The organism is Micromonospora sp. NPDC005194 (assembly GCF_040608335.1).
In the GTDB taxonomy this organism is placed as follows: domain Bacteria; phylum Actinomycetota; class Actinomycetes; order Mycobacteriales; family Micromonosporaceae; genus Micromonospora.
Genome location: NZ_JBEXIA010000035.1, coordinates 13405 through 33763 on the forward strand (window position 1 = coordinate 13405; position 20359 = coordinate 33763).

A 20359-nucleotide genomic window follows, 5' to 3' on the forward strand; every position below is an offset into this window, starting at 1 on the left:
CGGTGCCGCTCGTGGACGCACGTCAGGGGGCGTCGGCGCGGGCAGAATGACGGCCATGCGATGGAACGGGCGGCGGGCGTGGCCGGGCGCGGTGGGTGACGCCGTGCTCGCCCTGGCGCTGCTCGGGTTCGGGCAGCTCGCCACCGGGCTCGCGGGGGTCAACCAGCCGGGGTCGACGCCGGTGGACGGGTTCTGCCGGGTGCTCATGGCGGTCGCCGCGCTGGCCCTGGTCGGCCGCCGCTACGCCCCGGTGAGCACCCTCGTCGTGGTCACCGTGGCCACCACGACGTACCTGGTGCTCGGCTATCCGTACGGGCCGATTCTGCTCACCTTCCTGATCGCGGTGTACACCGTGGCCGTGCGGCTGCCGGTGCGCCCGGCGGCACTCGCCACCGCCGGCGCGTTCGTGGTGCTGCTGGCGCACGTCTTCTGGTCCCGGGGGCCGGCGCCGGGCTGGGCCGGAGTGCTCCCCGCGTCGGCCTGGGCGGTCGTACCCTTCGCTGCGGGCGTGGTCGTGCGGGTCAACCGCGAGGCCGCCGCCCGCAGCCGCGCCGAGCAGGCCCGCGATCGTGTCGAGCAGGCCCGGCGGCAGGCCGACGAGGAGCGGCTGCGCATCGCTCAGGAGGTGCACGACGTGGTGGGGCACGGGCTGGCCGCGATCAGCATGCAGGCGGAGATCGCCCTCCATCTGCTGCCGAAACGGCCGGAGCAGGCGGAGGTCGCGCTGACCGCGATCGGTCGCACCAGTCGGGAGGCGCTGGACGAACTCCGCGTCACGCTGGGCGCGGTGCGCCGGGGCGCGGAGCGCGAACCGGTGCCGGGACTGGCTCGGCTCCCGGCGCTGTGCGAACGGTTGGCCGGTGCCGGTCTCGCCGTCGACCTGCGCCGTGACGGCGACCCTCGGGAGTTGCCGGCGGCGGTGGACCTGGCCGCGTACCGGGTGGTGCAGGAGGCGCTGACCAACGTGCTGCGGCACGCCGGGGTGACCAGCGCGGAGGTGACCGTCGGCTACCGGGCCGACGAGGTGACCGTCGAGGTCACCGACCGGGGCGTCGGCGCCGCCGCCGGCCCGTTCGACGCGGCCGACGGCCAGACCGGAGGGCACGGTCTGGCCGGTATGCGGGAGCGGGTGGCCGCGCTGGGCGGGCGGCTGACCATCGGACCGCGCCCGGACGGCGGATTCCGCGTCTGGGCCCGGCTGCCCGTGGAGCCGCCCGCGTGATCCGGGTGCTGATCGCCGACGACCAGGATCTGGTCCGCCTTGGGCTGCGCGCGCTGGTGGAGAGCGAGGACGACCTGGCGCTCGCCGGCGAGGCGGCCGACGGGCTGCGGGCGGTGGAGCTGGCCCGCCAGGTTCGGCCGGACGTGGTGCTGATGGACATCCGGATGCCCGGCATCGACGGGATCGAGGCGACCCGCCGGATCGTCGCCGACCCCGAGCTGACCGGCACGCGGGTGGTGGTGCTCACCACCTTCGAGCTGGACGAGTACGTCTTCGACGCGCTGCGGCACGGCGCGAGCGGGTTCCTCACCAAGGACACCCGGCCGCCGGAGCTGCTGCGCGCCATCCGGCTGGTCGCCGAGGGAGAGGCGCTGCTGTCCCCGTCGGTGACCCGGCGGGTGGTGCGGGAGTTCGCCACCCGGCCGTCGAGGGCACCCCGTCCGCACCCGCGGCTGGACACCCTCACCGACCGGGAGCGCCAGGTCGTCGGCCTGGTCGGTGAGGGCCTGAACAACGAGGAGATCGCCGCCCGGTTGGTGGTCAGCCCGGCGACCGCTCGGACCCACGTCAGCCGGGCGATGGGCAAGCTGGGAGCCCGGGATCGGGCCCAGCTCGTCGTCTTCGCGTACCAGTCGGGTCTGGTGTCGGGGTGAGGCCCGGGAAGCGGGCCGGGCCGGGCGGAAGCAACCCCGCGGCTGGGCGGTTACCCTAGCGGTGGCCGGACTCCGCAGTGCCGGCCGCGTTGTGCCCGCCGGAACACTGACAAACGGGATGTTCGTGTGTTTGACACCTTGAGTGACCGCCTGTCCGGGATCTTCACCAAGCTCCGCGGCAAGGGGCGGCTCACCGACGCCGACATCGACGCCACCGCGCGCGAGATCCGCCTCGCGCTGCTGGAGGCGGACGTCGCGCTGCCGGTGGTCAAGGGCTTCATCGCGGCCGTCAAGGAGCGCGCCCGCAGCGCCGAGGTCTCCCAGGCGCTCAACCCGGCCCAGCAGATCATCAAGATCGTCAACGAAGAGCTGATCAAGGTGCTCGGCGGCGAGGGCCGGCGGCTCCAGTTCGCCAAGCAGCCGCCCACGGTGATCATGCTGGCCGGCCTCCAGGGCTCCGGTAAGACCACCCTCGCCGGCAAGCTGGCCCGCTGGCTCAAGGCCCAGGGGCACCAGCCGCTGCTGGTCGCCGCCGACCTCCAGCGCCCCAACGCCGTCGGGCAGCTCCAGGTGCTCGGTGGCCGGGCCGGCGTCGAGGTGTACGCCCCGGAGCCCGGCAACGGCACCGGTGACCCGGTGCAGGTGGCCCGCGCCTCGATCGAGCACGCGAAGCGCGCGGCCCGCGACATCGTCATCGTCGACACCGCCGGCCGCCTCGGCATCGACGCCGAGATGATGCAGCAGGCCGCCGACATCCGCGACGCCGTCTCGCCGGACGAGGTCATCTTCGTCATCGACGCGATGGTCGGTCAGGACGCCGTCCGCACCGCCGAGGCGTTCCGCGACGGCGTCGGCATCACCGGCGTGGTGCTCTCCAAGCTCGACGGCGACGCCCGTGGTGGCGCCGCGCTCTCCGTGCGCGAGGTGACCGGGCAGCCGATCCTGTTCGCGTCCACCGGCGAGAAGCTGGAGGACTTCGACGTCTTCCACCCCGACCGGATGGCCAGCCGGATCCTCGGCATGGGCGACGTCCTCACTCTGATCGAGCAGGCCGAGCAGGCCTTCGACTCGGATCAGAAGGAGAAGATGACCGCCAAGCTGATGGGCGGCGAGCAGTTCACCCTGGACGACTTCCTCGACCAGCTCATCGCGGTGCGGCGGATGGGCCCGATCGCCAACGTGCTGGCCATGATGCCGGGCATGGGGCAGATGAAGGACCAGCTCGCCGAGCTGGACGACAGTCACTTCGACCGGGTCACCGCGATCATCCGGTCGATGACCCCGGGCGAGCGCACCAACCCGAAGATCATCAACGGTTCCCGCCGGGCGCGCATCGCCAACGGCTCCGGGGTCACCGTGATGGACGTCAACCAGCTGCTCAACCGCTTCGCCGACGCGCAGAAGATGATGAAGCAGATGGGCGGCATGATGGGCCTGCCCGGCGGTGGCCGGCGCAAGGCGACGAAGTCCCCGAAGAACAAGCGCAAGGGCACCAAGGGTGGCGGTCGTCCGCGTACGGGCGCCGGCATGCCGGCCGGCTTCCCGGGTGGCATGCCGCAGCTCCCGCCGGGGATGGACCCGAACGACCTCGCGGGCGGCCAGGGCCTGCCGCCCGGCTTCAAGCTCCCGAAGATCGACTTCAACAAGCTCGGCAAGGGTGGCGACAAGGGCCCGCGCTGACGCGTGTCGGTGACGGCGGGCGACGTTTCCGGCGCTTAGGGTGACGTCGCCCCTTGGAAGGAGATGTCATGACCGCTGCCCCGATCCTGCCCGAACGGCACGAGTGGACGGTCGACGACCTCGGTGATCTGCCGAAGGACCTTCCGTACGAACTGATCAACGGAAGGTTGATCGTGCCGTCCCCCACGCCGCTGCACCAGTTCATCTGCGGTCGAGTCATGTTCGCCCTGGAACTCGCCTGCCCGGACGACTTCTTCGTCAGCATGGACCAGTCGCTCTCGATCGACCGCCGCAACGAGCCACGGCCGGACGTGGTGGTCATCCGCGTCGAGCAGGCCAACAGGTCACCCGTGCCGGTGCAGGACGCTCTCCTCGCGGTCGAGGTGATCTCGCCCGATTCCACTATTCGTGATCGGCACGAGAAGGTGCGCATCTACGCCAATGCAGGCGTCGCCGCATACTGGGTGATCGACCCGTTGCGGGAGAAGGTCACCTTCACCGAACTGCTGCTCAGCCCCAAGGGCGGCTACGAGCCCAGCGTGGAGACCGATGGCCTCGTCACGATCGACCGCCCGTGGAAGGTGACACTGGACCTGCCGGCGTGGACGCGCCGCCGACAGGAGGTCCTCGAACGGGCAAAAAGGTGATCGGGTAGGACTGTGCGCATGGCTCTTCATGTGCGCGGCGTGCTGCTCCCCGACGACGAGGTCCGGGATCTCTGGCTGGTCGGCGACCGGGTGACCTTCACCCCGGTGCCCGGGGCGGAGACGGTCGTCGACGGCGGGTTCGTCCTTCCGGGGCTGGTCGACGCGCACTGCCACATCGGCATCGCCCGCGGTGGCGCCCCGATCACCTCCCTCGACCAGGCCCGCGAGTTGGCCCGCGTGGACCGGGACGCCGGTGTGCTGACGATCCGTGACGCGGGTTCGCCGTACCCGTACCCCGAACTCGACGACGAACCGGACCTGCCGCGACTGGCCCGCGCCGGTCGGCACGTCGCGCCCCCGAAGCGCTACCTGCGTGACATCGGCGTCGAGGTCGGCGCGGCCGAGGTGGCGGCGACGGTGGCCGTGCAGGCCCGAGCCGGCAACGGCTGGGTGAAGCTGGTCGGTGACTGGATCGACCGGGGCGTGGGCGATCTCGCGCCCGCCTGGGACGCCGACACCCTCACCGCCGCCGTACGGGCCGCGCACGACGCCGGGGTACGCGCCGCGGTGCACACCTTCTCTGAGTCGGCCGTCGAGATCATGGTGCGGGCCGGGGTGGACTCGGTGGAGCACGGCACCGGGCTGAGCCTCGACCTGATCGACGAGATGGCCCGCCAGGGCACTGCGCTGGTCCCCACAATGATCAACATCGCCACCTTCGGGGGCATCGCCGAGCAGGCGCGGGGCAAGTTCCCCGGCTACGCCGAGCACATGCTCGCGCTGCGCGACCGCTTCCCGGAGGTGGTGCGGGCCGCGCACGAGGCGGGCGTGCCGATCTACGTGGGCACCGACGCCGGTGGCGGCATCGACCACGGGCTGGCCGCCGAGGAGATGCTGCTGCTGCACGAGCGCGCCGGCCTGGCGCCGATCGACGTGCTCGCCGCCGCGTCCTGGGGCGCCCGCGAATGGCTCGGCTTCCCCGGCCTGGTCGAGGGCGGCCTCGCCGACCTGACCGTCTACCCCGAGGACCCCCGCCACGACCTACGCGTCGTTCGTGCTCCGTCCCGCACGATCCTGCGCGGCCGAGTCCTCCGCTGACCCCACGCCGCGCCGCGCCGGGCCGCGTCACGCTGGGCCGCGTCGGGCGGTGCCGGGCCGCGTCACGCCGTGCCGGGCGGCGTCACGCCGTGCCGGGCCGTGTGCCCCGCCCACCGCAAGATCGTGCTGGATCCAGGAAGTAGGGGCCTCGGCGTCGTGGGGATGCCACTACAACCAGGATCGAGCACGATCTTGCCGGGCGGAGAGGTCGACGAGGGAAGATCCGCGCAACTTCCCTGATGTTGCTGCCTCACGCTCGCCGGAGGCAGCAACATCACTGATGTTGTGCGGATCTTGGCGCGTGGCGCGGGGGCGTCGGGGGCGTCGGGGGTGCGTGGGCGCGACGACGCGACGACGCGAGGGTGCGGCGCGTGGAGGGGCCAGATGCGGCGCGCGACGGACGGTGCGGCGCGGGGCGCTGGGACGCGGGGTGGGAGGGTCAGCGGGACGGGCGGGTGGCGGCGGCGGTGAAGAGGTGCACGGCCAGGTCGGCCAGGGCCGTGGCGGTCTGGTCGATCGGGGAGCGGGGGAGCACGATGTGGCTCACCACCAGGCGGACGATCGTGTCGGCGGCGAAGGCCAACGCTTCCTGGTCCGCTCCCGGCAGGTGGTCGCCGGCCCACTCGATCAGCGCGCCGGACGCCTCGGTGAGGACCACCTCGGCCCGGGTGGTGAGGTACGGAAGCAGTTCGTCCGAGCCGCCCCGGGCGCTGGTGAGGATGGCCTTGACCAGCGGGTTGTCGGCCGCCGTGGCGAGGGTGTGGGCGATCGCGGCGTACGCGCCGGCCCGTACGTCGGCGCCGTGCGCGAGCAACGCCTCTCGGACGTCGCCGACGAACCGGTCCACCTCGCGCCGGGCGAGCGCCTCGGCGAGGCCCGCCTTGCTGCCGAACTCGTTGTAGACGGTCTGCCGACTGACCCCCGCCGTGGTGGCCACGCCACCCATGCGGACCGCGTCCCAGCCGGCGGCGATGGTCCGTGCGCGGGCGGCGTCCACGATTGCGTCCCGCAGTCGCTGGCGTGGTGAGTCGGTCGTCGCAGTCATGGTGGTCGAATTCTACGGTCCCCCCGCCGACCCGCCCAGCGCGCGCGGCGGGCCCCGCCCGGCGCGCGCCGCCGACCTGTCCGGCGTGCGCTGTCGACTCGACCGGCATTCGCCGAAGGCCCCGCTCAGCGCCTGCCCAGCGCGTGTCGCCGGACCGGCCGGTGCCGGGCCCTGCCGTCGCGCGGAGGGCACGTCGCGCGGCGCGGCGCCTCCCGGGCGCGGCGGGGCCCCGCGTGGCGCATAGGATGTGCGGTCATGGCACGCGTGCTCACTCCCCGTGCGGAGGACTTCCCCCGCTGGTACCAGGACCTGATCGCCAAGGCGAAGCTGGCCGACAACGGCCCGGTCCGCGGCACCATGGTCATCCGCCCGGCCGGCTACGCCATCTGGGAGCGGATGCAGGCCGAGATGGACGCCCGGATCAAGGCGGCCGGCGCGGAGAACGCGTACTTCCCGCTGTTCATCCCGGAGAGCTACCTGAAGCGCGAGGCCCAGCACGTCGAGGGCTTCTCGCCGGAGCTGGCGGTGGTCACCCACGGTGGCGGCAAGCAGCTCGCCGAGCCGGTGGTGGTGCGCCCCACCAGCGAGACGGTGATCGGCGAGTTCATGGCCAAGTGGATCGACTCGTACCGGGACCTGCCGCTGCTGCTCAACCAGTGGGCGAACGTGGTCCGGTGGGAGCTGCGCCCGCGGATCTTCCTGCGGACCAGCGAGTTCCTCTGGCAGGAGGGGCACACCGCGCACGCCACCCGCGAGGATGCCCGCGCCTACGCGCGGCGGATCCTGCACGAGGCGTACGAGGATCTGATGGTCAACGTGCTCGGCATTCCGGTGGTGGTGGGCCTGAAGACGGCCCGTGAGCGCTTCGCCGGGGCCACCGCCACGTACACCTGCGAAGGCATGATGGGTGACGGCAAGGCGTTGCAGTTGGGCACCAGCCACGAGCTGGGCCAGAACTTCGCCAAGGCGTTCGACATCAGCTACTCCGCCAAGGAGGGCGGTCGCGAGCACGCCTGGACGACCTCCTGGGGCACGTCGACCCGGATGCTCGGCGGGCTGATCATGGCGCACGGCGACGACAACGGCCTGCGGGTGCCGCCGAGGCTGGCGCCCATCCAGGCGTACATCATGATCGTCAAGGCCGGCGAGGGCGTCGCCGAGGCGGCGGCCAAGCTGCGCGACGGCCTGCGCGACGCCGGTGTCCGGGTCGCGCTCGACGACCGGACCGACACCGCGTTCGGCCGCCGGGCCGTCGACGCCGAGCTGCGCGGCTATCCGGTACGCGTCGAGGTCGGCCCTCGCGACCTGGCCGTCGGCAACGCGACGGTGGTCCGCCGTACCGACGGGTCGAAGTCCCCGACGCCGGTGGCCGACGTGGTCGGCGCGGTGCTGGCGGCGCTGGAGGCCGATCAGCAGGCGCTGCACGACCAGGCCCTCGCGCACCGCGAGTCGCGCACCGTCGAGGTGTCGACGCTGGCCGAGGCGATCGAGGCGGCGGCCACCGGCTGGGCCAAGGTGCCGTGGTCGGCGGTCGGCGTGGCCGGCGAGGCCGAGGCGAACGGCCAGGGCGTGACGGTGCGTTGTCTGCTGCGCGCCGACGGCTCGGTGCCGGACTCGGAGGACGAGCCCGACCTGGTCGCCATCCTCGCTCGCGCCTACTGAGGTGACTGTCGACCGCTTCGAGCCGGGTCGGCTGATCCTGCACCGAAACGTGCGGCGGGGGCGGATCGGGTGGGTCCGGCCGGCGCGGGTCGTCCTCGACGACGAGCGAGGGCTGCTGCTCTGGATCGCGAAGGGCTCGCCGGTGGCCCACGAGGTGAACGCGGTCGGCCTGACCATGCGAGGGCTGCCGTTCGCCGACTGGATCACGCCGACCTACCAGCTCGCACAGGTGCGCTGGAACGGACCACCGCTGCTGAAGTTCCTGCCCACCGGCGCGGCGCACTCCGTCTGGTGGTTCCGCGACGCGGCGGGCCGGTTCAGCCACTGGTACGTCAATCTGGAGGAGCCCGGCGTGCGCTGGGACGACGGGGCGGTGGCCGGCGTCGACGTGATCGACCAGGATCTCGACGTGCTGGTCGCCGCGGACCGCACCTGGCAGTGGAAGGACGAGGACGAGTTCGTCGAGCGTCTCGCCTTTCCGGACGACTACTGGGTGACCGACGAGAAGGCGGTCCGCGCCGAGGGGGAGCGGGTGATCGCGCTCGCCGAGGCGGGTGAGTTCCCGTTCGACGGCACCTGGTGCGACTTCGCACCGCCGCCAGACTGGGACGTACCGGACGAACTTCCGCCCGGGTGGGACCGCCCACCGGTGCGGTGAGAGGTGTTCCGGGTCACCGGTGACGCGGTGTCCGGGTCCGATGCGTGCGATCGGCATCGGATCTGGCAGAATGGGTCGCTGGTATCCGGCGCGCGTTCGGCGCCCTCTAACCCGGGCGCGTTGCCAGTCCACCGAGTAGTCTCCGGCCCAACCCCACGGGTCCGGTCGGCGCTCACCCATGCACACCGCCCCGTACGGGCCGGTGAGATCGCAACAGGAGCGAAACAACTGTGGCCGTAAAGATCCGGCTCCTGCGGATGGGCAAGATCCGCAACCCGCAGTACCGCATCGTCATCGCCGACTCGCGCACCAAGCGTGACGGTCGGGCGATCGAGTTCGTCGGGGTTTACCAGCCCAAGGAAGACCCCTCGATCATCGAGGTCAAGTCGGAGCGGGTCCAGTACTGGCTGTCCGTCGGCGCCCAGCCGAGCGAGGCGGTGCAGCGGCTGCTGGAGCTGACCGGTGACTGGCAGAAGTACAAGGGCCTGCCGGCCCCGCCGCCGCTGAAGGTCAAGGCCGAGCAGGTCGACCGCAGGGCCGCGTACGAGGCTGAGGCGAAGGCCGCCGCCGGGCTGGCCCCGGAGACCCCGGCCAAGCCGGCCAAGAAGGCCGCGAAGGCCGCCGAGGCTCCGAAGGCTGAGGCGCCCGCCGAGGCCCCGCAGGCTGAGGCTCCGGCCGAGGCGCCGAAGACCGAGGCTCCGGCCGAGGCTCCGGCCGAGGCTCCGGCTGCCACCGCCGACGCCGGTGAGCAGGCCTGACATGCCTCTGCGTCCGGCGTTGGAGCACCTGGTCAAGGGCATCGTCGATCACCCGGATGACGTCCGGGTGCGGATGGTCGATTCCCGTCGGGGCAAGCGGCTGGAAGTCCGCGTGCACCCCGAGGACCTCGGCACGGTGATCGGGCGGTCCGGCCGGACCGCCAAGGCGCTGCGCCAGGTGATCGGCTCCATCGGCGGGCGCGGCGTACGCGTCGACATCGTCGACTCGTACTGATGCAGCTCGTCGTCGGAAGGATCGGCAAGCCGCACGGCGTCCGCGGTGAGGTCACCGTGGAAGTGCGGACCGACGAGCCCGAAGCACGGTTCGCCCCCGGTGCGGTGCTGCGCACTGAGCCGGGGGCGACGCCCCCTTCAGCCGCCGATGAGCCGGGCGTGCCGTTCCGGGTTCCCGCGAAGCTGACCATCGAGGAAGCCCGCTTCCACCAGGGCCGGGTGCTGATCGCGTTCGAGGGCATCCTGGACCGCAACACCGCCGAGGCGCTGCGCGGGACGCTGCTCGTGGTGGACAGCGCCGACGTGGCCCCACCGGACGACCCGGAGGAGTTCCACGACCACCAGTTGGTGGGTCTGGCAGTTGTCACGCCGGCCGGTGAGCGCCTCGGCGAGGTCGCCCGGATCGACCACGCGCCGTCGTCCGACCTGCTGGTGCTGCGGCGCCCCGAGGGACGTACCGCGCTGATCCCGTTCGTCCGGGCGATCGTTCCGGAGGTCGACCTGGCCGGTGGACGTGTGATCGTCGACCCGCCGGCCGGACTGCTCGATCTTTAGGACCACCCCATGCGCGTCGACGTCGTGTCGATCTTTCCGGAGTACTTCGCCCCGCTGGACCTGTCGCTGATCGGACGGGCGCGGGCCAACGGCGTACTCCAGCTCGCCGTGCACGACCTGCGGACCTGGACCCACGACGTGCACCGCACGGTCGACGACACCCCCTACGGCGGCGGCCCGGGCATGGTGATGAAGCCCGAGCCGTGGGGTGCGGCGCTGGACGCGCTCGCCCCGGCCGAGGCCCCGCCGCCCCGGCTGCTCGTGCCGTCGCCGGCCGGCGTGCCGTTCACCCAGGCCATGGCGCACGAGCTGGCCGCCGAGCCGCACCTGCTCTTCGCGTGCGGCCGGTACGAGGGGATCGACCAGCGGGTCCTGGCGCACGCCGCCACCCGGATGCCGGTCACCGAGGTGTCGCTCGGCGACTACGTCCTCTTCGGCGGCGAGGTCGCGGTGCTGGTGATCCTGGAGGCGGTCACCCGACTGCTGCCCGGGGTGCTGGGCAACGCCGGCTCGCTGGACGAGGAGTCGCACGCGCACGGGCTGCTGGAGGCCCCGATCTACACGAAGCCTCCGAGCTGGCGCGGGCACGACGTTCCGGAGGTGCTCCGCTCCGGCGACCACGGCAAGATCGCGCGCTGGCGGCGCGAGGAGGGGCTGCTGCGGACCGCGTCCCAGCGCCCGGACCTGCTGGCCGCGCTGCCGCCCGAGCGGCTCGACAAACGGGACATCGCGGCGCTGGAGCGGGCCGGATTTCGGCCACCGCCGGGGGATGTGGCAAAGTAGGGGGGTTGCCGCATCCGTCCGCGCCCGCGGGCGGCTGCGAGGATCCCCGACCGGGGTCGGCCCGCCGACCACCACCCGGGAATCAGAATCACCCACCCGCGCACCGAGTGACGGTGCGCCGTGAGCCTTACGAGGACGCAGCGATGAACATCCTGGACGCCCTTGACGCCCAGTCGAAGCGGACCGACCTTCCCGACTTCCGTGCCGGTGACACCGTCAAGGTGCACGCGCGGGTCGTCGAGGGCAACCGGTCCCGTGTCCAGATCTTCCAGGGCGTCGTGATCCGCCGCCAGGGTGACGGTCTGCGCGAGACCTTCTCGGTCCGCAAGGTCAGCTTCGGCGTCGGCGTCGAGCGGACCTACCCGCTCAACGGCCCGGGCATCGACCGGATCGAGATCGTGACCCGCGGTGACGTGCGTCGCGCCAAGCTCTACTACCTGCGCGAGCTGCGCGGCAAGAAGGCCAAGATCAAGGAGAAGCGGGAGAAGCAGCCCAGCTGACTTCCCGCTCGCCACGCCGCCTGAGCTGCACGTATGCCGTACCGACCAGACCGCACTACCCTGGTCGTACGGGCGCAGCCAGGCGGCGGCCCCGCCTTCGTGGCGGGCAGCTGTCCACTACCGCCCGTGGAGCCTCGACGAGGCTCCCGGGCGGTGGTGTTTCTGCGGACCGGGGAGTGGCGTGGTGCAGACGCTTGACGAGGACGGCACCGTCGATCCGTGGCGCCGGCGGGTGCGCCGCGGCCGCCGGCAGATGCCCCTCTGGCAGGAGCTTCCACTGCTGCTGGTGGTCGCGTTCTGCCTCGCGGTGCTGATCCGCACATTCCTGCTCCAGGCGTTCTTCATCCCGTCCGGTTCGATGGAGGACACCCTTCTGATCGGCGACCGGGTGCTGGTCAACAAGGTCGTCTACGACGTCCGTGACCCGGTGCGCGGCGAGGTGGTGGTGTTCCGGGGCACCGACCGCTGGGCGCCGCAGGTCGACGAGCAGCCGGAGCCCGGGTTCGCCGGCAAGGTCGGCCGCACCGTCGGGGACCTGGTCGGGGTGAGCCGCCCCGGCGAGAAGGACTTCATCAAACGGGTGATCGGCCTGCCCGGTGACCGGGTCAAGTGCTGCGACTCCCAGGGTCGGGTCACCGTGAACGGAACCCCGCTCGACGAACCGTACGTGCTGCGCGACTCCCCGCTGGATCTGCCACCGAATCCGCAGGAGTGCCGCTCCCGACGCTTCGACGAGGTGGTCGTACCCCCGGGTCAGATCTTCGTGATGGGCGACCACCGGGAGGTCTCCCAGGACGCGCGCTGCCAGGGGCCGGTGCCGATCGACAACGTGGTCGGCCGGGCGTTCATGGTGGTCTGGCCGTCGTCGCGCTGGGCCGCGCTGTCGGTGCCCTCGACCTTCGACGACGTGGCCGCGCCGGCTGCCGCCTCCTCCGGGGCGCCCCCGGTCCGTCCGTCCCCGCAGGGCGGTGTGCTGCTGATTCTCCCGTTGATGGCCGCGCTGAGGGGTTCCCGCGCGTTCCGGACGGTGCCGTCCGGTCCGGCAACGTAGGCTCCTTGGCGTGATTGACGAGCAGACCGACAAGCCGCGCAGCTCCTTCTGGAAGGAGCTGCCGATCCTGCTGGGTGTGGCGATCCTGGTCGCGGTGCTGGTCCGCGCCTTTGTGCTGCAGACCTTCTTCATCCCCTCTCCGTCCATGGAGAACACTCTCAAGATCGATGACCGGGTGTTGGTCAACAAGCTGGTCTACGACTTCCGATCACCGCACCGCGGCGAGGTGATCGTCTTCAAGGCGCCCACCGAGTGGAGCGGCAACCCCGACGGCGAGGACTTCATCAAGCGGGTGATCGGCGTCGGTGGCGACCACGTGGTCTGCTGCGACGCACAGGAACGGCTGATGATCAACGGCAAGTCGCTCGACGAGCCGTACATCTTCTCGATCGACGGGGTCCGCGACAAGCCGGCCGACCAGGAGTTCGACATCACCGTGCCGAAGGGGCGGCTGTGGGTGATGGGCGACCACCGGTCGGCCTCGGGTGACTCGCTGGAGCACTGGCAGCAGTCCAACCAGAACATCACCGAGGCCACGATTCCCGAGGGCGAGGTGGTCGGGCGGGCGTTCACCGTCTTCTGGCCCGTCAACCGGGCCACCTGGCTGACAGTGCCCGATCAGTTCGACGGCATCGGAAAGCCGTAGAACCGGCGGGGGCATGGGCGATCGGCCGCACGTCTGGCAGGCTGGTGCGGTGACCGTCTACACCCCTCGACGCGCGGCGCGGGTGCTGCTCGTCGACGCGGCCGGCCGGGTCCTGCTGTTTCAGGGCTTCGACCCGGCCCGCCCGGAGCACCGCTACTGGTTCACTCCCGGCGGCGGGCTCGACGAGGCGGAGTCCCCGTCGACCGGCGCGGCACGGGAGTTGGCCGAGGAGACCGGGCTGCGGGTCGATCCCGCCGAGCTGGGCGAGCCCGTCTGGTCCGACACGACCGAGTTTCCGTTCGACGGCGACTGGTACCGCCAGGAGCAGGATTTCTTCCTGCTCCGGGTGCCGTCGTGGCAGGTCGACACCGTTGGCTTCAACGACGTCGAGCAGCGCAGCATCGCCGGTCACCGCTGGTGGCTGCCGGCCGAGCTGGCCGCCAGCGGCGACCGGTACTACCCGCCCGAGCTGCCCGACCTGCTGGCCCGGCTCCTGCCGCCGGCCGTCGAGGCGTCGTGCTGACCCCGCCGCGCACCGTCGTGCGCCGGGAGGCCGGCCTCTACGCGCTGGAACGGGCGCTGCAACGGCGCGGGTTCCGGCACGTGGCCGGCGCCGACGAAGCCGGCCGGGGCGCCTGCGCCGGCCCACTGGTCGCCGCCGCGGCGGTGCTGCCGGAGGGGCGACGCGGCGAGATCGACGGGCTGGCCGACTCCAAGCTGCTCACCCCGGCCAGCCGGGAGCGGGTGTACGCCGAGGTCGTGGACCGCGCCCTGGCGTACGCCGTGGTGGTCATTCCGGCCGACGAGGTCGACGCCCGGGGTCTGCACGTGTGCAACCTGGCCGCCATGCGCCGGGCGCTCGCCTCACTCACCACCCGACCGGAGTACGTGCTGACCGACGGCTTCGGCGTGGACGGCCTGGGCGTGCCGGGGCTGGCGGTGTGGAAGGGCGACCGGGTGGCCGCCTGTGTGGCGGCGGCCAGCGTGCTCGCCAAGGTCACCCGCGACCGGATCATGGTGGAGCTGGACGGGGTGTTCCCGGCGTACGGCTTCGCCGAGCACAAGGGCTACATCACCCCGGAGCACAGCGCGGCGCTGCGGGAGCACGGGCCGTGCCGGGAGCACCGCTTCTCGTACGTCAACGTCGCAGCGGTCTCCGGCCGCGACGGCCGGCCGCCGCGCGCCCGACGGCCCGTCGGCGCGACGTCGGACGAGCCGATGGAGCGCTCCTGGGCGTCAGGGGGTACCGTCGGCGTGGCGTTGGGCGAGCAGCCTCGGCCTCCGGCGCCGGTGGGGGAAGATGTGGTCATGGAAGGCGGAGTGCGATGAGCGCGGAAGATCTCGAGAAGTACGAGACCGAGATGGAGCTGCAGCTCTACCGGGAGTACCGCGACATTGTCCGCCAGTTCTCCTACGTGGTGGAGACGGAACGCCGGTTCTACCTGGCCAACCAGGTCGACCTGCACGTGCGCAACTCCGACGGCGAGGTCTACTTCGAGGTCGAGATGCACGACGCCTGGGTGTGGGACATGTATCGTCCTGCCCGCTTCGTGAAGAACGTCCGAGTGATGACTTTCAAGGACGTCAACGTCGAAGAGCTGGAGAAGCCCGACATCTCGCTGCCCGCCGACTCCGGCTTCGGCGGCTGACGACCCTCGGCCACGCCACGGTCCCCCCATCCGTGGCGCGGCCGGCCGCGCCGGTCACTCGGCCGGCACCACGACCTCGACGCGCTGCACCAGGTTGTTGGCGAAGCCGCCACGGTTCCACGGCTGCTCGACCGGCTGGGTCCGCCCGGACGCGTCGGTCGCCCGCGCGCTGAGCACGTACCGGCCCGGCGTCGCCGTCCACTCGAACCGCCACCGCCGCCAGGCGAACTCCCCGCCCGTCGCCGGGTCCAGCTCGGCCGGCGCCCAGCTCGTTCCGCCGTCGACGCTCACCTCCACCGCGACCACCGGCGCGTGCCCCGACCAGGCCCGACCGTCCACAGTGCATGGGCCCGGTGGCAGCACCCGGCGGCGCGTCATGAAGTCGGGAAAGCCCGGTGGGCGGACCAGCGCACGTGGCTCGATCCGGGTGACCGGCACGCCCGGGTCGTCGGCGTCGCGACGCAGCCGGTACGCCACCGCGTTCTGGTAGCCCTCGAACGGCTCCGTCCGAACCTCGATCGAGTTCAGCCACTTGACGTGCGCCATGCCGTACCAGCCCGGCACGATCAGCCGCAGCGGGGCGCCGTGCTGCGGCAGCAGGGGAGCGCCGTTCATCTCGTACGCCAGCAGCACCTCCTCGCGCAGCGCGTCGGCCACCGGCAGCGCCCGCTGGTAGTCCTGCTCGACGCCGCGCTCGACCCCGTGGTCGGCGCCGGTGAAGACCACGTCGACCGCGTCCGCGCCCAGGCCCGCCTCGCGCAGCAGCGGCGCGAGGGGGGTGCCGGTCCACTCGGCGTTGCCGACCGCCTCGACCAGCCAGGGCTGGCTCACCGGTCGGGGGTGCAGCAGAGCCCGGCCGTTGCCGGCGCACTCCATCGTGACCCGGTGGGTGACCCGGGGTCGCTCGCGCAGGTCGGCCAGCGTGACCGTCAGCGGTCGGTCCACCGCGCCGCCGATGGTCAGTGTGTGCGCCGCCGGATCCAGCTCCGGAATGTCGTAGTGGATCAGCAGATAGTGCAGCCCGGCCGGGGTGACGTCGTACCGCAGCGCCTCCAGCGGAAGGCCGTGGTTGCGGGCGGCGAGCTGCAACTCGTCGGCACTGATCGCCTCGTCGGGCTCGGCGAGCCGCGACGGGCCGCTCACGTCGGCCGCCCTCGGCCCTCGGTCATCGACAGTGGTCATGCGATGCCTCCCCGGTGCAGACGGCGGCACCCGCCGTACGCGGCCCAGCCTAGGCCCTTCGTGGCGGCCCGGTGGTGGTGTCCTGGGCCGGTTGGCGTCGGGCCGGGACAGCGCTCGCTTAACAGATCATCGAGCCCTTCGGTGGTCGTCCACAGCACCTCCGGTTGTCCACAGCTTCGTCGGCCGGGCTGGCGGACGAGTCGGCCTCGGCCGGAGGCTGCCGTCATGCGACAGCCACCCGTCGACTCGATCCGCCGCACGCTGCTGCTGTGCGCCGCGCTCCCGCTCGCACTTACCGTCCAGCTCTGCGGGCTGGCGGTGCTGGTCGCGGCGGTGCCCGGCCAACCACCGACGCCGACAGTGCCGGTCGCGGCCGTGACCGACCCGCCCGCCGACCCAGCGCCCGCCGGGCGGTTCCGCTGGCCGGTCGACGGGCCACCTCGTCCGGTGCGCCGGTTCGACCCGCCGCCCCGACCGTGGCTGCCTGGCCACCGCGGCGTCGACCTGGCCGCGCCGGCCGGAGCGGTGGTCCGTAGCGCCGGGCCGGGCACCGTGCTCTTCGCCGGCCTGGTGGCCGGTCGACAGGTGGTCACCGTGGGGCACGCCGACGGGCTGCGGACCACCCACGAGCCGGTCCAACCCGTCGTACGCCCCGGCCAGCCGGTCATCGCCGGCACGCCGCTGGGCGAACTGCTGCCCGGGCATCCGGGTTGCCCGGCCGAGGCGTGCCTGCACTGGGGCCTGCGGCGGGGCGAGGAGTATCTCGACCCGTTGGCCCTGCTCGGCCTCGGCCCGGTGCGACTGCTCCCGGTGCGCCCGCCTCCGCTCGGTCGGGCGGGAGACGGTCAGCGCTGGGCGAGCAGCGCCGGCAGCCGCACGGCCAGCCGTTCGTACTCGTCGGCGGCGTTGTAGACCTGACCGGTGAGCCGCAGCCATCCGCGACCGTTCCAGCTCATCACCGCGACCTCGGCGGCGAGCCGCTCGCCGATCCGCGCCTGCAACGCCCGCGCCGCGTCGATCGTGGTGCCCGTGCCGGACGGCAGCGGAATGAGGCGTAGAGCCACCCCCGGTCCGCCGGGGTCGGGCAGATCAGCGGGGGCCACCCCCAGCGCGTCCCCCACCACCCGCTGACCGTACGCGGCGAGCGCGGCGTTGTGCGCCCGTACCCGGTCGACGCCGAGGCTGCGCAGCGTGAACAGTCCCGCCGGGGCGGCCAGCCAGGAGGTGTAGTCGAGGGTGGCCTGCCATTCGAGCCGGGCCGGGAAGCCGGCTTCCTGCTCCCACGAGACCACCAGCGGCTCGATCCGCTCCCGCCACTGTGGGGCCACCGCCAGCAGGGCGGTGCCGCGCGGGGCGTACCCCCACTTGTGCAGGTTGCCCGCCCAGAAGTCCGCGCCGATGCTGGCGACCGTGGTGGCCAGCATCCCGGGGGCGTGTGCCGCGTCCACCAGGACGGGCACGCCGCCCTCGTGGGCCACCCCGACGATGGCGGCGATCGGGAAGAGCCTGGCGGTGGCGGAGGTGAGCTGGTCGACGACGAGCAGCCGCGTCCGCCCCGGGCGCAGGCCGGCCCGGATGGTCTGCACGATCTGTTCGTCGGTGGCGGCCAGCGGGATCGGCAGGACGCGGCTGATCGCGCCGGTGCGCCGGCACTCCCGCTGGATGGCCAGGCTCACCGCCCCGTACCCGTGGTCGGTGCTGAGCACCTCGTCACCGGGTTGCAGGCCCACCGACTGAAGCACCACGGCGACGCCGGTGGTGGTGTTGCCGATCAGCGCGCTGCCGTCCGGGTCGGCGCCCAGGAACCCGGCGAGGTGCCGGCGGGTGTGCGCGATCCGGTCGACGAGCCCCTGGGTGAAGAAGCGCAGCGGGTTGGCCTCCATCTCGTCGCGCAGCCGCTGCTGGGCTCGCTGCACGCCGATCGGCACCGCGCCGAACGATCCGTGGTTGAGATGGCTGACCGCCGGGTCCAGGGAGAACAGCAGGCGGGCGCCCGGGATCGGCTCGGGGGGCTGCGGGACGCTCACCCGATGATCGTAACCGTCGAGCGACCCGCCCCCTCGGCCCTTGATCAGGCGCGGGGATGTGCCTGCCGGTAGGCGGCGCGCAGCCGTTCCACCGAGACGTGGGTGTAGATCTGCGTGCTGGCCAACGACGAATGGCCGAGCAGCTCCTGCACGGCGCGCAGGTCGGCCCCGCCCTCCAACAGATGGGTGGCGGCGGAGTGGCGCAGCCCGTGCGGGCTGGTCCGGGGAAGGCCGGCCGTCTCGGCGTACCCGCCGACGATCTGTCGCGCGGTCGTCGGGTTGAGCCGGCCACCGCGAGCCCCGAGCAGCAGCGCGTCGCCGGAGCGGGCACCCGCCAACAGCGGTCGGCCCCGGCGCAACCACTCGTCCAACGCCCGCTGCGCGGGCACCCCGTACGGCACCGAGCGCTCCCGCCCGCCCTTGCCGAACACCCGGATCACCCGGCGACCGTGGTCGACGTCCCCGACGTCCAGCCCGCACGCCTCGCTGACCCGCACGCCGGTGGCGTAGAGCAGCTCCAGCAGAACCCGGTCGCGCAACAGCACCGCCTCGGCGGCGGCCGCGTCCGGCGCCGCAACCGTCATGGCTTCCGTCGTGATCGTGGCGGGTGCGGTCGTCGGCTGCCGGGCCGGTGCCTCCACCAGGGCGGCGGCCTGGTCGGCGCGCAGGACGCTGGGCAACTCCCGGTGAGCACGAGGGCTGGCCAGTGCGGCGCCCACGTCGGAGCGGAGCAGCCCGGCGCGGTGCGCCCACGCGCTGAACGCCCGCGCCGAGGCGGCCCGACGGGCCAGCGACGTACGGGCGGCGCCGGTGGTCCGTTGCCGGGCCAGCCAGCTCCGCAGCACCGACAGGTCCAGCTCGGCCACCTCCAGGCAGCCCATCCGGACGGCGTGGTCGAGCAAGGCGACCACATCGGTCACGTACGCGCGGACGGTGTGGGCCGACCGGTTGCGGACCCGGGAGAGGTGCTCGGCGAAGTCGTCGACCGCGTCCCGCAGCGCCGGCGGCAGCTCCTGGTGGGTGGCCCGGGTGCCCCGGGTGGACCGGCTCACCGCCGCCGCGCCGATGGCGGCGTTGCGATGGCTGCACCCCCACTGACAGTTGGCACGGCACCAGCGTACGGCCGAGAGCCGCGCAGCGTTCGCCACGATGGTGCCGGTGTCGCCACCACGCCCGTGCACTGGGGCAGTTCGTCTGTTTATGCGCCGCCCCTTCGGCTTGGTGGCCGGGGCGAGGGCGCAGCCGTCGTCGCGGCCACCACCATGGACGGCTCCTTCAGCAACGACAGCTTTCGCCTAGACGAATAAATCCTAACTCAAGACGGGGCTGGGGCTGCGGCGAAGGGCGCCGATGATCCGCTGTGGCTGCCCGTCGTGTCGATGTGCTGTTGAGCGGTATACCTCAGAGGTATGAATATGACTCTGAGGTATACCGCTTACGACCGCATCCGCCCCCACGGAGGTGACCGAGGGTCACCGCCGGCCGCCGGCTGCGCCAACCGCCGCAGCAAAGGTTAGGAATTATTTGTCTAGGCCTGAAGGTGGCGGGACGGACCTGGAGCTGGTCCGCCTGAAGCGGCAGATAGCCGGCGGCGGCGTGGAGTGGCTGATCCCCGCCGTGACGGAGCGCGGGAAGCCCGGCCGCGGCTTCGGTCCCCCGAAGGCAGGGAGACGGCCCCGGGTGCGGCTACCGCCCCGGGGCCGCTCCGTGTCTCGGGAGGGCCTCCGGACGGGCGGAAGGACCTACTCCTCGTCCCCGTCGGTCGGGCGGGGCGGGCGGGGGTGCCCCTCCGACCCCGACCCGGGAGGTTGACGTGGCACCAGACGACGAACTAAACCGACTAACTGAGCGGGTCCCAGCGGGCACCCGGGGTGGTCTTCGGCTCGGTGAACTCGGTCCTGAACAACGCGCATCCACCCCTGCGCCGGTTGAGCCGCTGGTCGCCGGTTCGGTACCGGGGAATCCAGCGGTGAGCGACCTTCAGCGGCACGCCCCGGTCCGACCGTTCTGGTTCTGCGCGGCGGATGCCCAGCCCTGGCCGTGTGGTCGAGCCCGCGCCGATCTGGCCGGCGAATACGCCGACGAGCCCCGGTTACTGGCGGTCGACATGGCTGATTGCTTGGGGGAGGCGACCCGGGACCTGTGCGGGCTTTACCCGGAGCCCCCGAACCCAGTCGAGATGTACGCCCGCTTCCTCGGCTGGGTCCGGCACCTCGCGATCAACCGGTTCCGCAATGCCGGCCGGTTCCCGCTATAGCGCAGTAACGCCGAGCTTTCGTTCCTCCGGTCGGGGACTCACGCATATCCGT

At 72.5% G+C, this 20359-nt stretch carries 23 protein-coding genes; 19 read left to right on the forward strand and 4 right to left on the reverse strand.

All coding sequences use genetic code 11. The features are described from left to right. The first annotated feature begins 55 nt into the window (after nucleotides 1–55). From ABZU53_RS25110 to ABZU53_RS25130, 5 genes are all read left to right on the forward strand, one after another. Nucleotides 56–1222, forward strand: coding sequence for a sensor histidine kinase (locus ABZU53_RS25110; protein ID WP_355067842.1), 1167 nt, complete (start codon nucleotides 56–58; stop codon nucleotides 1220–1222). Then, a complete protein-coding gene (locus ABZU53_RS25115) occupies nucleotides 1219–1875 on the forward strand; it encodes a response regulator transcription factor (protein WP_234590136.1) in 657 nt (218 codons plus the stop codon). The genes ABZU53_RS25110 and ABZU53_RS25115 overlap by 4 nt, the downstream gene beginning before the upstream one ends. 126 nt (nucleotides 1876–2001) lie before the next feature. Continuing rightward, nucleotides 2002–3555 carry a signal recognition particle protein gene (gene ffh, locus ABZU53_RS25120; protein WP_354856405.1) on the forward strand — a complete coding sequence of 518 codons (1554 nt, stop codon included), beginning with the start codon at nucleotides 2002–2004 and terminating at the stop codon, nucleotides 3553–3555. 68 nt (nucleotides 3556–3623) lie between these two features. Further along, entirely contained in the window at nucleotides 3624–4202 is a 579-nt protein-coding gene (locus tag ABZU53_RS25125; protein WP_354856403.1) for a Uma2 family endonuclease, read from the forward strand. Nucleotides 4203–4220: 18 nt separating this feature from the next. Next, entirely contained in the window at nucleotides 4221–5300 is a 1080-nt protein-coding gene (locus tag ABZU53_RS25130; protein WP_355067844.1) for an amidohydrolase family protein, read from the forward strand. Between the two features lie 439 nt (nucleotides 5301–5739). Here the strand turns inward: ABZU53_RS25130 and ABZU53_RS25135 are convergent, their stop codons facing one another. Then, complete coding sequence (locus ABZU53_RS25135; protein ID WP_355067846.1) at nucleotides 5740–6345, reverse strand: TetR family transcriptional regulator; 606 nt, start codon at nucleotides 6343–6345, stop codon at nucleotides 5740–5742. Between the two features lie 255 nt (nucleotides 6346–6600). Here ABZU53_RS25135 and proS point away from each other — a divergent pair, with 255 nt between their 5' ends. The 12 genes from proS (at nucleotide 6601) to ABZU53_RS25195 (ending at nucleotide 14841) form a co-directional block, all read left to right on the forward strand. Further along, nucleotides 6601–8007, forward strand: coding sequence for a proline--tRNA ligase (gene proS / locus ABZU53_RS25140; RefSeq protein WP_355067848.1), 1407 nt, complete (start codon nucleotides 6601–6603; stop codon nucleotides 8005–8007). Between the two features lies 1 nt (nucleotide 8008). Beyond that, on the forward strand, nucleotides 8009–8665 hold the full coding sequence (locus tag ABZU53_RS25145) for a DUF402 domain-containing protein (RefSeq protein ID WP_355067850.1): 657 nt from the start codon (nucleotides 8009–8011) through the stop codon (nucleotides 8663–8665). 230 nt (nucleotides 8666–8895) lie between these two features. After that, on the forward strand, nucleotides 8896–9423 hold the full coding sequence (rpsP, locus tag ABZU53_RS25150) for a 30S ribosomal protein S16 (RefSeq protein WP_355067852.1): 528 nt from the start codon (nucleotides 8896–8898) through the stop codon (nucleotides 9421–9423). Nucleotide 9424: 1 nt separating this feature from the next. Next, entirely contained in the window at nucleotides 9425–9658 is a 234-nt protein-coding gene (locus ABZU53_RS25155; RefSeq protein ID WP_013284588.1) for an RNA-binding protein, read from the forward strand. Further along, nucleotides 9658–10212, forward strand: coding sequence for a ribosome maturation factor RimM (rimM, locus tag ABZU53_RS25160; protein ID WP_355067854.1), 555 nt, complete (start codon nucleotides 9658–9660; stop codon nucleotides 10210–10212). The genes ABZU53_RS25155 and rimM overlap by 1 nt, the downstream gene beginning before the upstream one ends. A gap of 9 nt (nucleotides 10213–10221) precedes the next feature. Continuing rightward, a complete protein-coding gene (gene trmD, locus ABZU53_RS25165) occupies nucleotides 10222–10995 on the forward strand; it encodes a tRNA (guanosine(37)-N1)-methyltransferase TrmD (protein ID WP_355067856.1) in 774 nt (257 codons plus the stop codon). 143 nt (nucleotides 10996–11138) lie between these two features. Next, nucleotides 11139–11495, forward strand: coding sequence for a 50S ribosomal protein L19 (rplS, locus tag ABZU53_RS25170; RefSeq protein WP_007456548.1), 357 nt, complete (start codon nucleotides 11139–11141; stop codon nucleotides 11493–11495). 181 nt (nucleotides 11496–11676) lie between these two features. After that, nucleotides 11677–12546 (forward strand): signal peptidase I, encoded by an 870-nt coding sequence (lepB, locus tag ABZU53_RS25175; protein WP_355067859.1) that lies wholly within the window; start codon nucleotides 11677–11679, stop codon nucleotides 12544–12546. Nucleotides 12547–12556: 10 nt separating this feature from the next. Further along, a complete protein-coding gene (gene lepB / locus ABZU53_RS25180; protein ID WP_354856385.1) occupies nucleotides 12557–13192 on the forward strand; it encodes a signal peptidase I in 636 nt (211 codons plus the stop codon). Nucleotides 13193–13241: 49 nt separating this feature from the next. Continuing rightward, nucleotides 13242–13715 (forward strand): NUDIX domain-containing protein, encoded by a 474-nt coding sequence (locus tag ABZU53_RS25185; protein WP_354856384.1) that lies wholly within the window; start codon nucleotides 13242–13244, stop codon nucleotides 13713–13715. Continuing rightward, a complete protein-coding gene (locus tag ABZU53_RS25190) occupies nucleotides 13709–14521 on the forward strand; it encodes a ribonuclease HII (RefSeq protein ID WP_355067861.1) in 813 nt (270 codons plus the stop codon). The genes ABZU53_RS25185 and ABZU53_RS25190 overlap by 7 nt, the downstream gene beginning before the upstream one ends. Continuing rightward, complete coding sequence (locus ABZU53_RS25195) at nucleotides 14518–14841, forward strand: DUF2469 domain-containing protein (RefSeq protein ID WP_007075222.1); 324 nt, start codon at nucleotides 14518–14520, stop codon at nucleotides 14839–14841. The genes ABZU53_RS25190 and ABZU53_RS25195 overlap by 4 nt, the downstream gene beginning before the upstream one ends. Nucleotides 14842–14895: 54 nt before the next feature. Here the strand turns inward: ABZU53_RS25195 and ABZU53_RS25200 are convergent, their stop codons facing one another. Next, nucleotides 14896–16023 carry a sulfite oxidase gene (locus tag ABZU53_RS25200; RefSeq protein ID WP_355067863.1) on the reverse strand — a complete coding sequence of 376 codons (1128 nt, stop codon included), beginning with the start codon at nucleotides 16021–16023 and terminating at the stop codon, nucleotides 14896–14898. Nucleotides 16024–16248: 225 nt separating this feature from the next. On the opposite strand from ABZU53_RS25200, the gene ABZU53_RS25205 reads away from it, so the two are divergent. After that, nucleotides 16249–16935 carry a M23 family metallopeptidase gene (locus tag ABZU53_RS25205; protein WP_355067865.1) on the forward strand — a complete coding sequence of 229 codons (687 nt, stop codon included), beginning with the start codon at nucleotides 16249–16251 and terminating at the stop codon, nucleotides 16933–16935. Here ABZU53_RS25205 and ABZU53_RS25210 read toward each other — a convergent pair. Together ABZU53_RS25210 and ABZU53_RS25215 are read right to left on the reverse strand one after the other, a co-directional pair. Continuing rightward, nucleotides 16869–18050: an aminotransferase class V-fold PLP-dependent enzyme gene (locus ABZU53_RS25210; RefSeq protein WP_355067867.1), complete on the reverse strand. Its 1182-nt coding sequence runs from the start codon at nucleotides 18048–18050 to the stop codon at nucleotides 16869–16871. The two genes, ABZU53_RS25205 and ABZU53_RS25210, sit on opposite strands and share 67 nt — an antisense overlap. Before the next feature lie 44 nt (nucleotides 18051–18094). Next, on the reverse strand, nucleotides 18095–19102 hold the full coding sequence (locus ABZU53_RS25215; protein ID WP_355067893.1) for a tyrosine recombinase XerC: 1008 nt from the start codon (nucleotides 19100–19102) through the stop codon (nucleotides 18095–18097). Between the two features lie 917 nt (nucleotides 19103–20019). On the opposite strand from ABZU53_RS25215, the gene ABZU53_RS25220 reads away from it, so the two are divergent. After that, nucleotides 20020–20307 (forward strand): flavin reductase, encoded by a 288-nt coding sequence (locus ABZU53_RS25220; RefSeq protein WP_354856377.1) that lies wholly within the window; start codon nucleotides 20020–20022, stop codon nucleotides 20305–20307. Nucleotides 20308–20359 lie beyond the last annotated feature (52 nt).

Excerpts from the sequence above, each read along its gene's own strand:
- ABZU53_RS25110 (WP_355067842.1), top strand. The coding sequence starts at position 56 with ATGCGATGGAACGGGCGGCGGGCGTGGCCGGGCGCGGTGGGTGACGCC.
- ABZU53_RS25125 (WP_354856403.1), top strand. The coding sequence starts at position 3,624 with ATGACCGCTGCCCCGATCCTGCCCGAACGGCACGAGTGGACGGTCGAC.
- ABZU53_RS25130 (WP_355067844.1), top strand. The coding sequence starts at position 4,221 with ATGGCTCTTCATGTGCGCGGCGTGCTGCTCCCCGACGACGAGGTCCGG.
- ABZU53_RS25135 (WP_355067846.1), bottom strand. The coding sequence starts at position 6,345 with ATGACTGCGACGACCGACTCACCACGCCAGCGACTGCGGGACGCAATC.
- proS (WP_355067848.1), top strand. The coding sequence starts at position 6,601 with ATGGCACGCGTGCTCACTCCCCGTGCGGAGGACTTCCCCCGCTGGTAC.
- ABZU53_RS25155 (WP_013284588.1), top strand. The coding sequence starts at position 9,425 with ATGCCTCTGCGTCCGGCGTTGGAGCACCTGGTCAAGGGCATCGTCGAT.
- rimM (WP_355067854.1), top strand. The coding sequence starts at position 9,658 with ATGCAGCTCGTCGTCGGAAGGATCGGCAAGCCGCACGGCGTCCGCGGT.
- trmD (WP_355067856.1), top strand. The coding sequence starts at position 10,222 with ATGCGCGTCGACGTCGTGTCGATCTTTCCGGAGTACTTCGCCCCGCTG.
- rplS (WP_007456548.1), top strand. The coding sequence starts at position 11,139 with ATGAACATCCTGGACGCCCTTGACGCCCAGTCGAAGCGGACCGACCTT.
- ABZU53_RS25195 (WP_007075222.1), top strand. The coding sequence starts at position 14,518 with ATGAGCGCGGAAGATCTCGAGAAGTACGAGACCGAGATGGAGCTGCAG.
- ABZU53_RS25200 (WP_355067863.1), bottom strand. The coding sequence starts at position 16,023 with ATGACCACTGTCGATGACCGAGGGCCGAGGGCGGCCGACGTGAGCGGC.
- ABZU53_RS25205 (WP_355067865.1), top strand. The coding sequence starts at position 16,249 with ATGCGACAGCCACCCGTCGACTCGATCCGCCGCACGCTGCTGCTGTGC.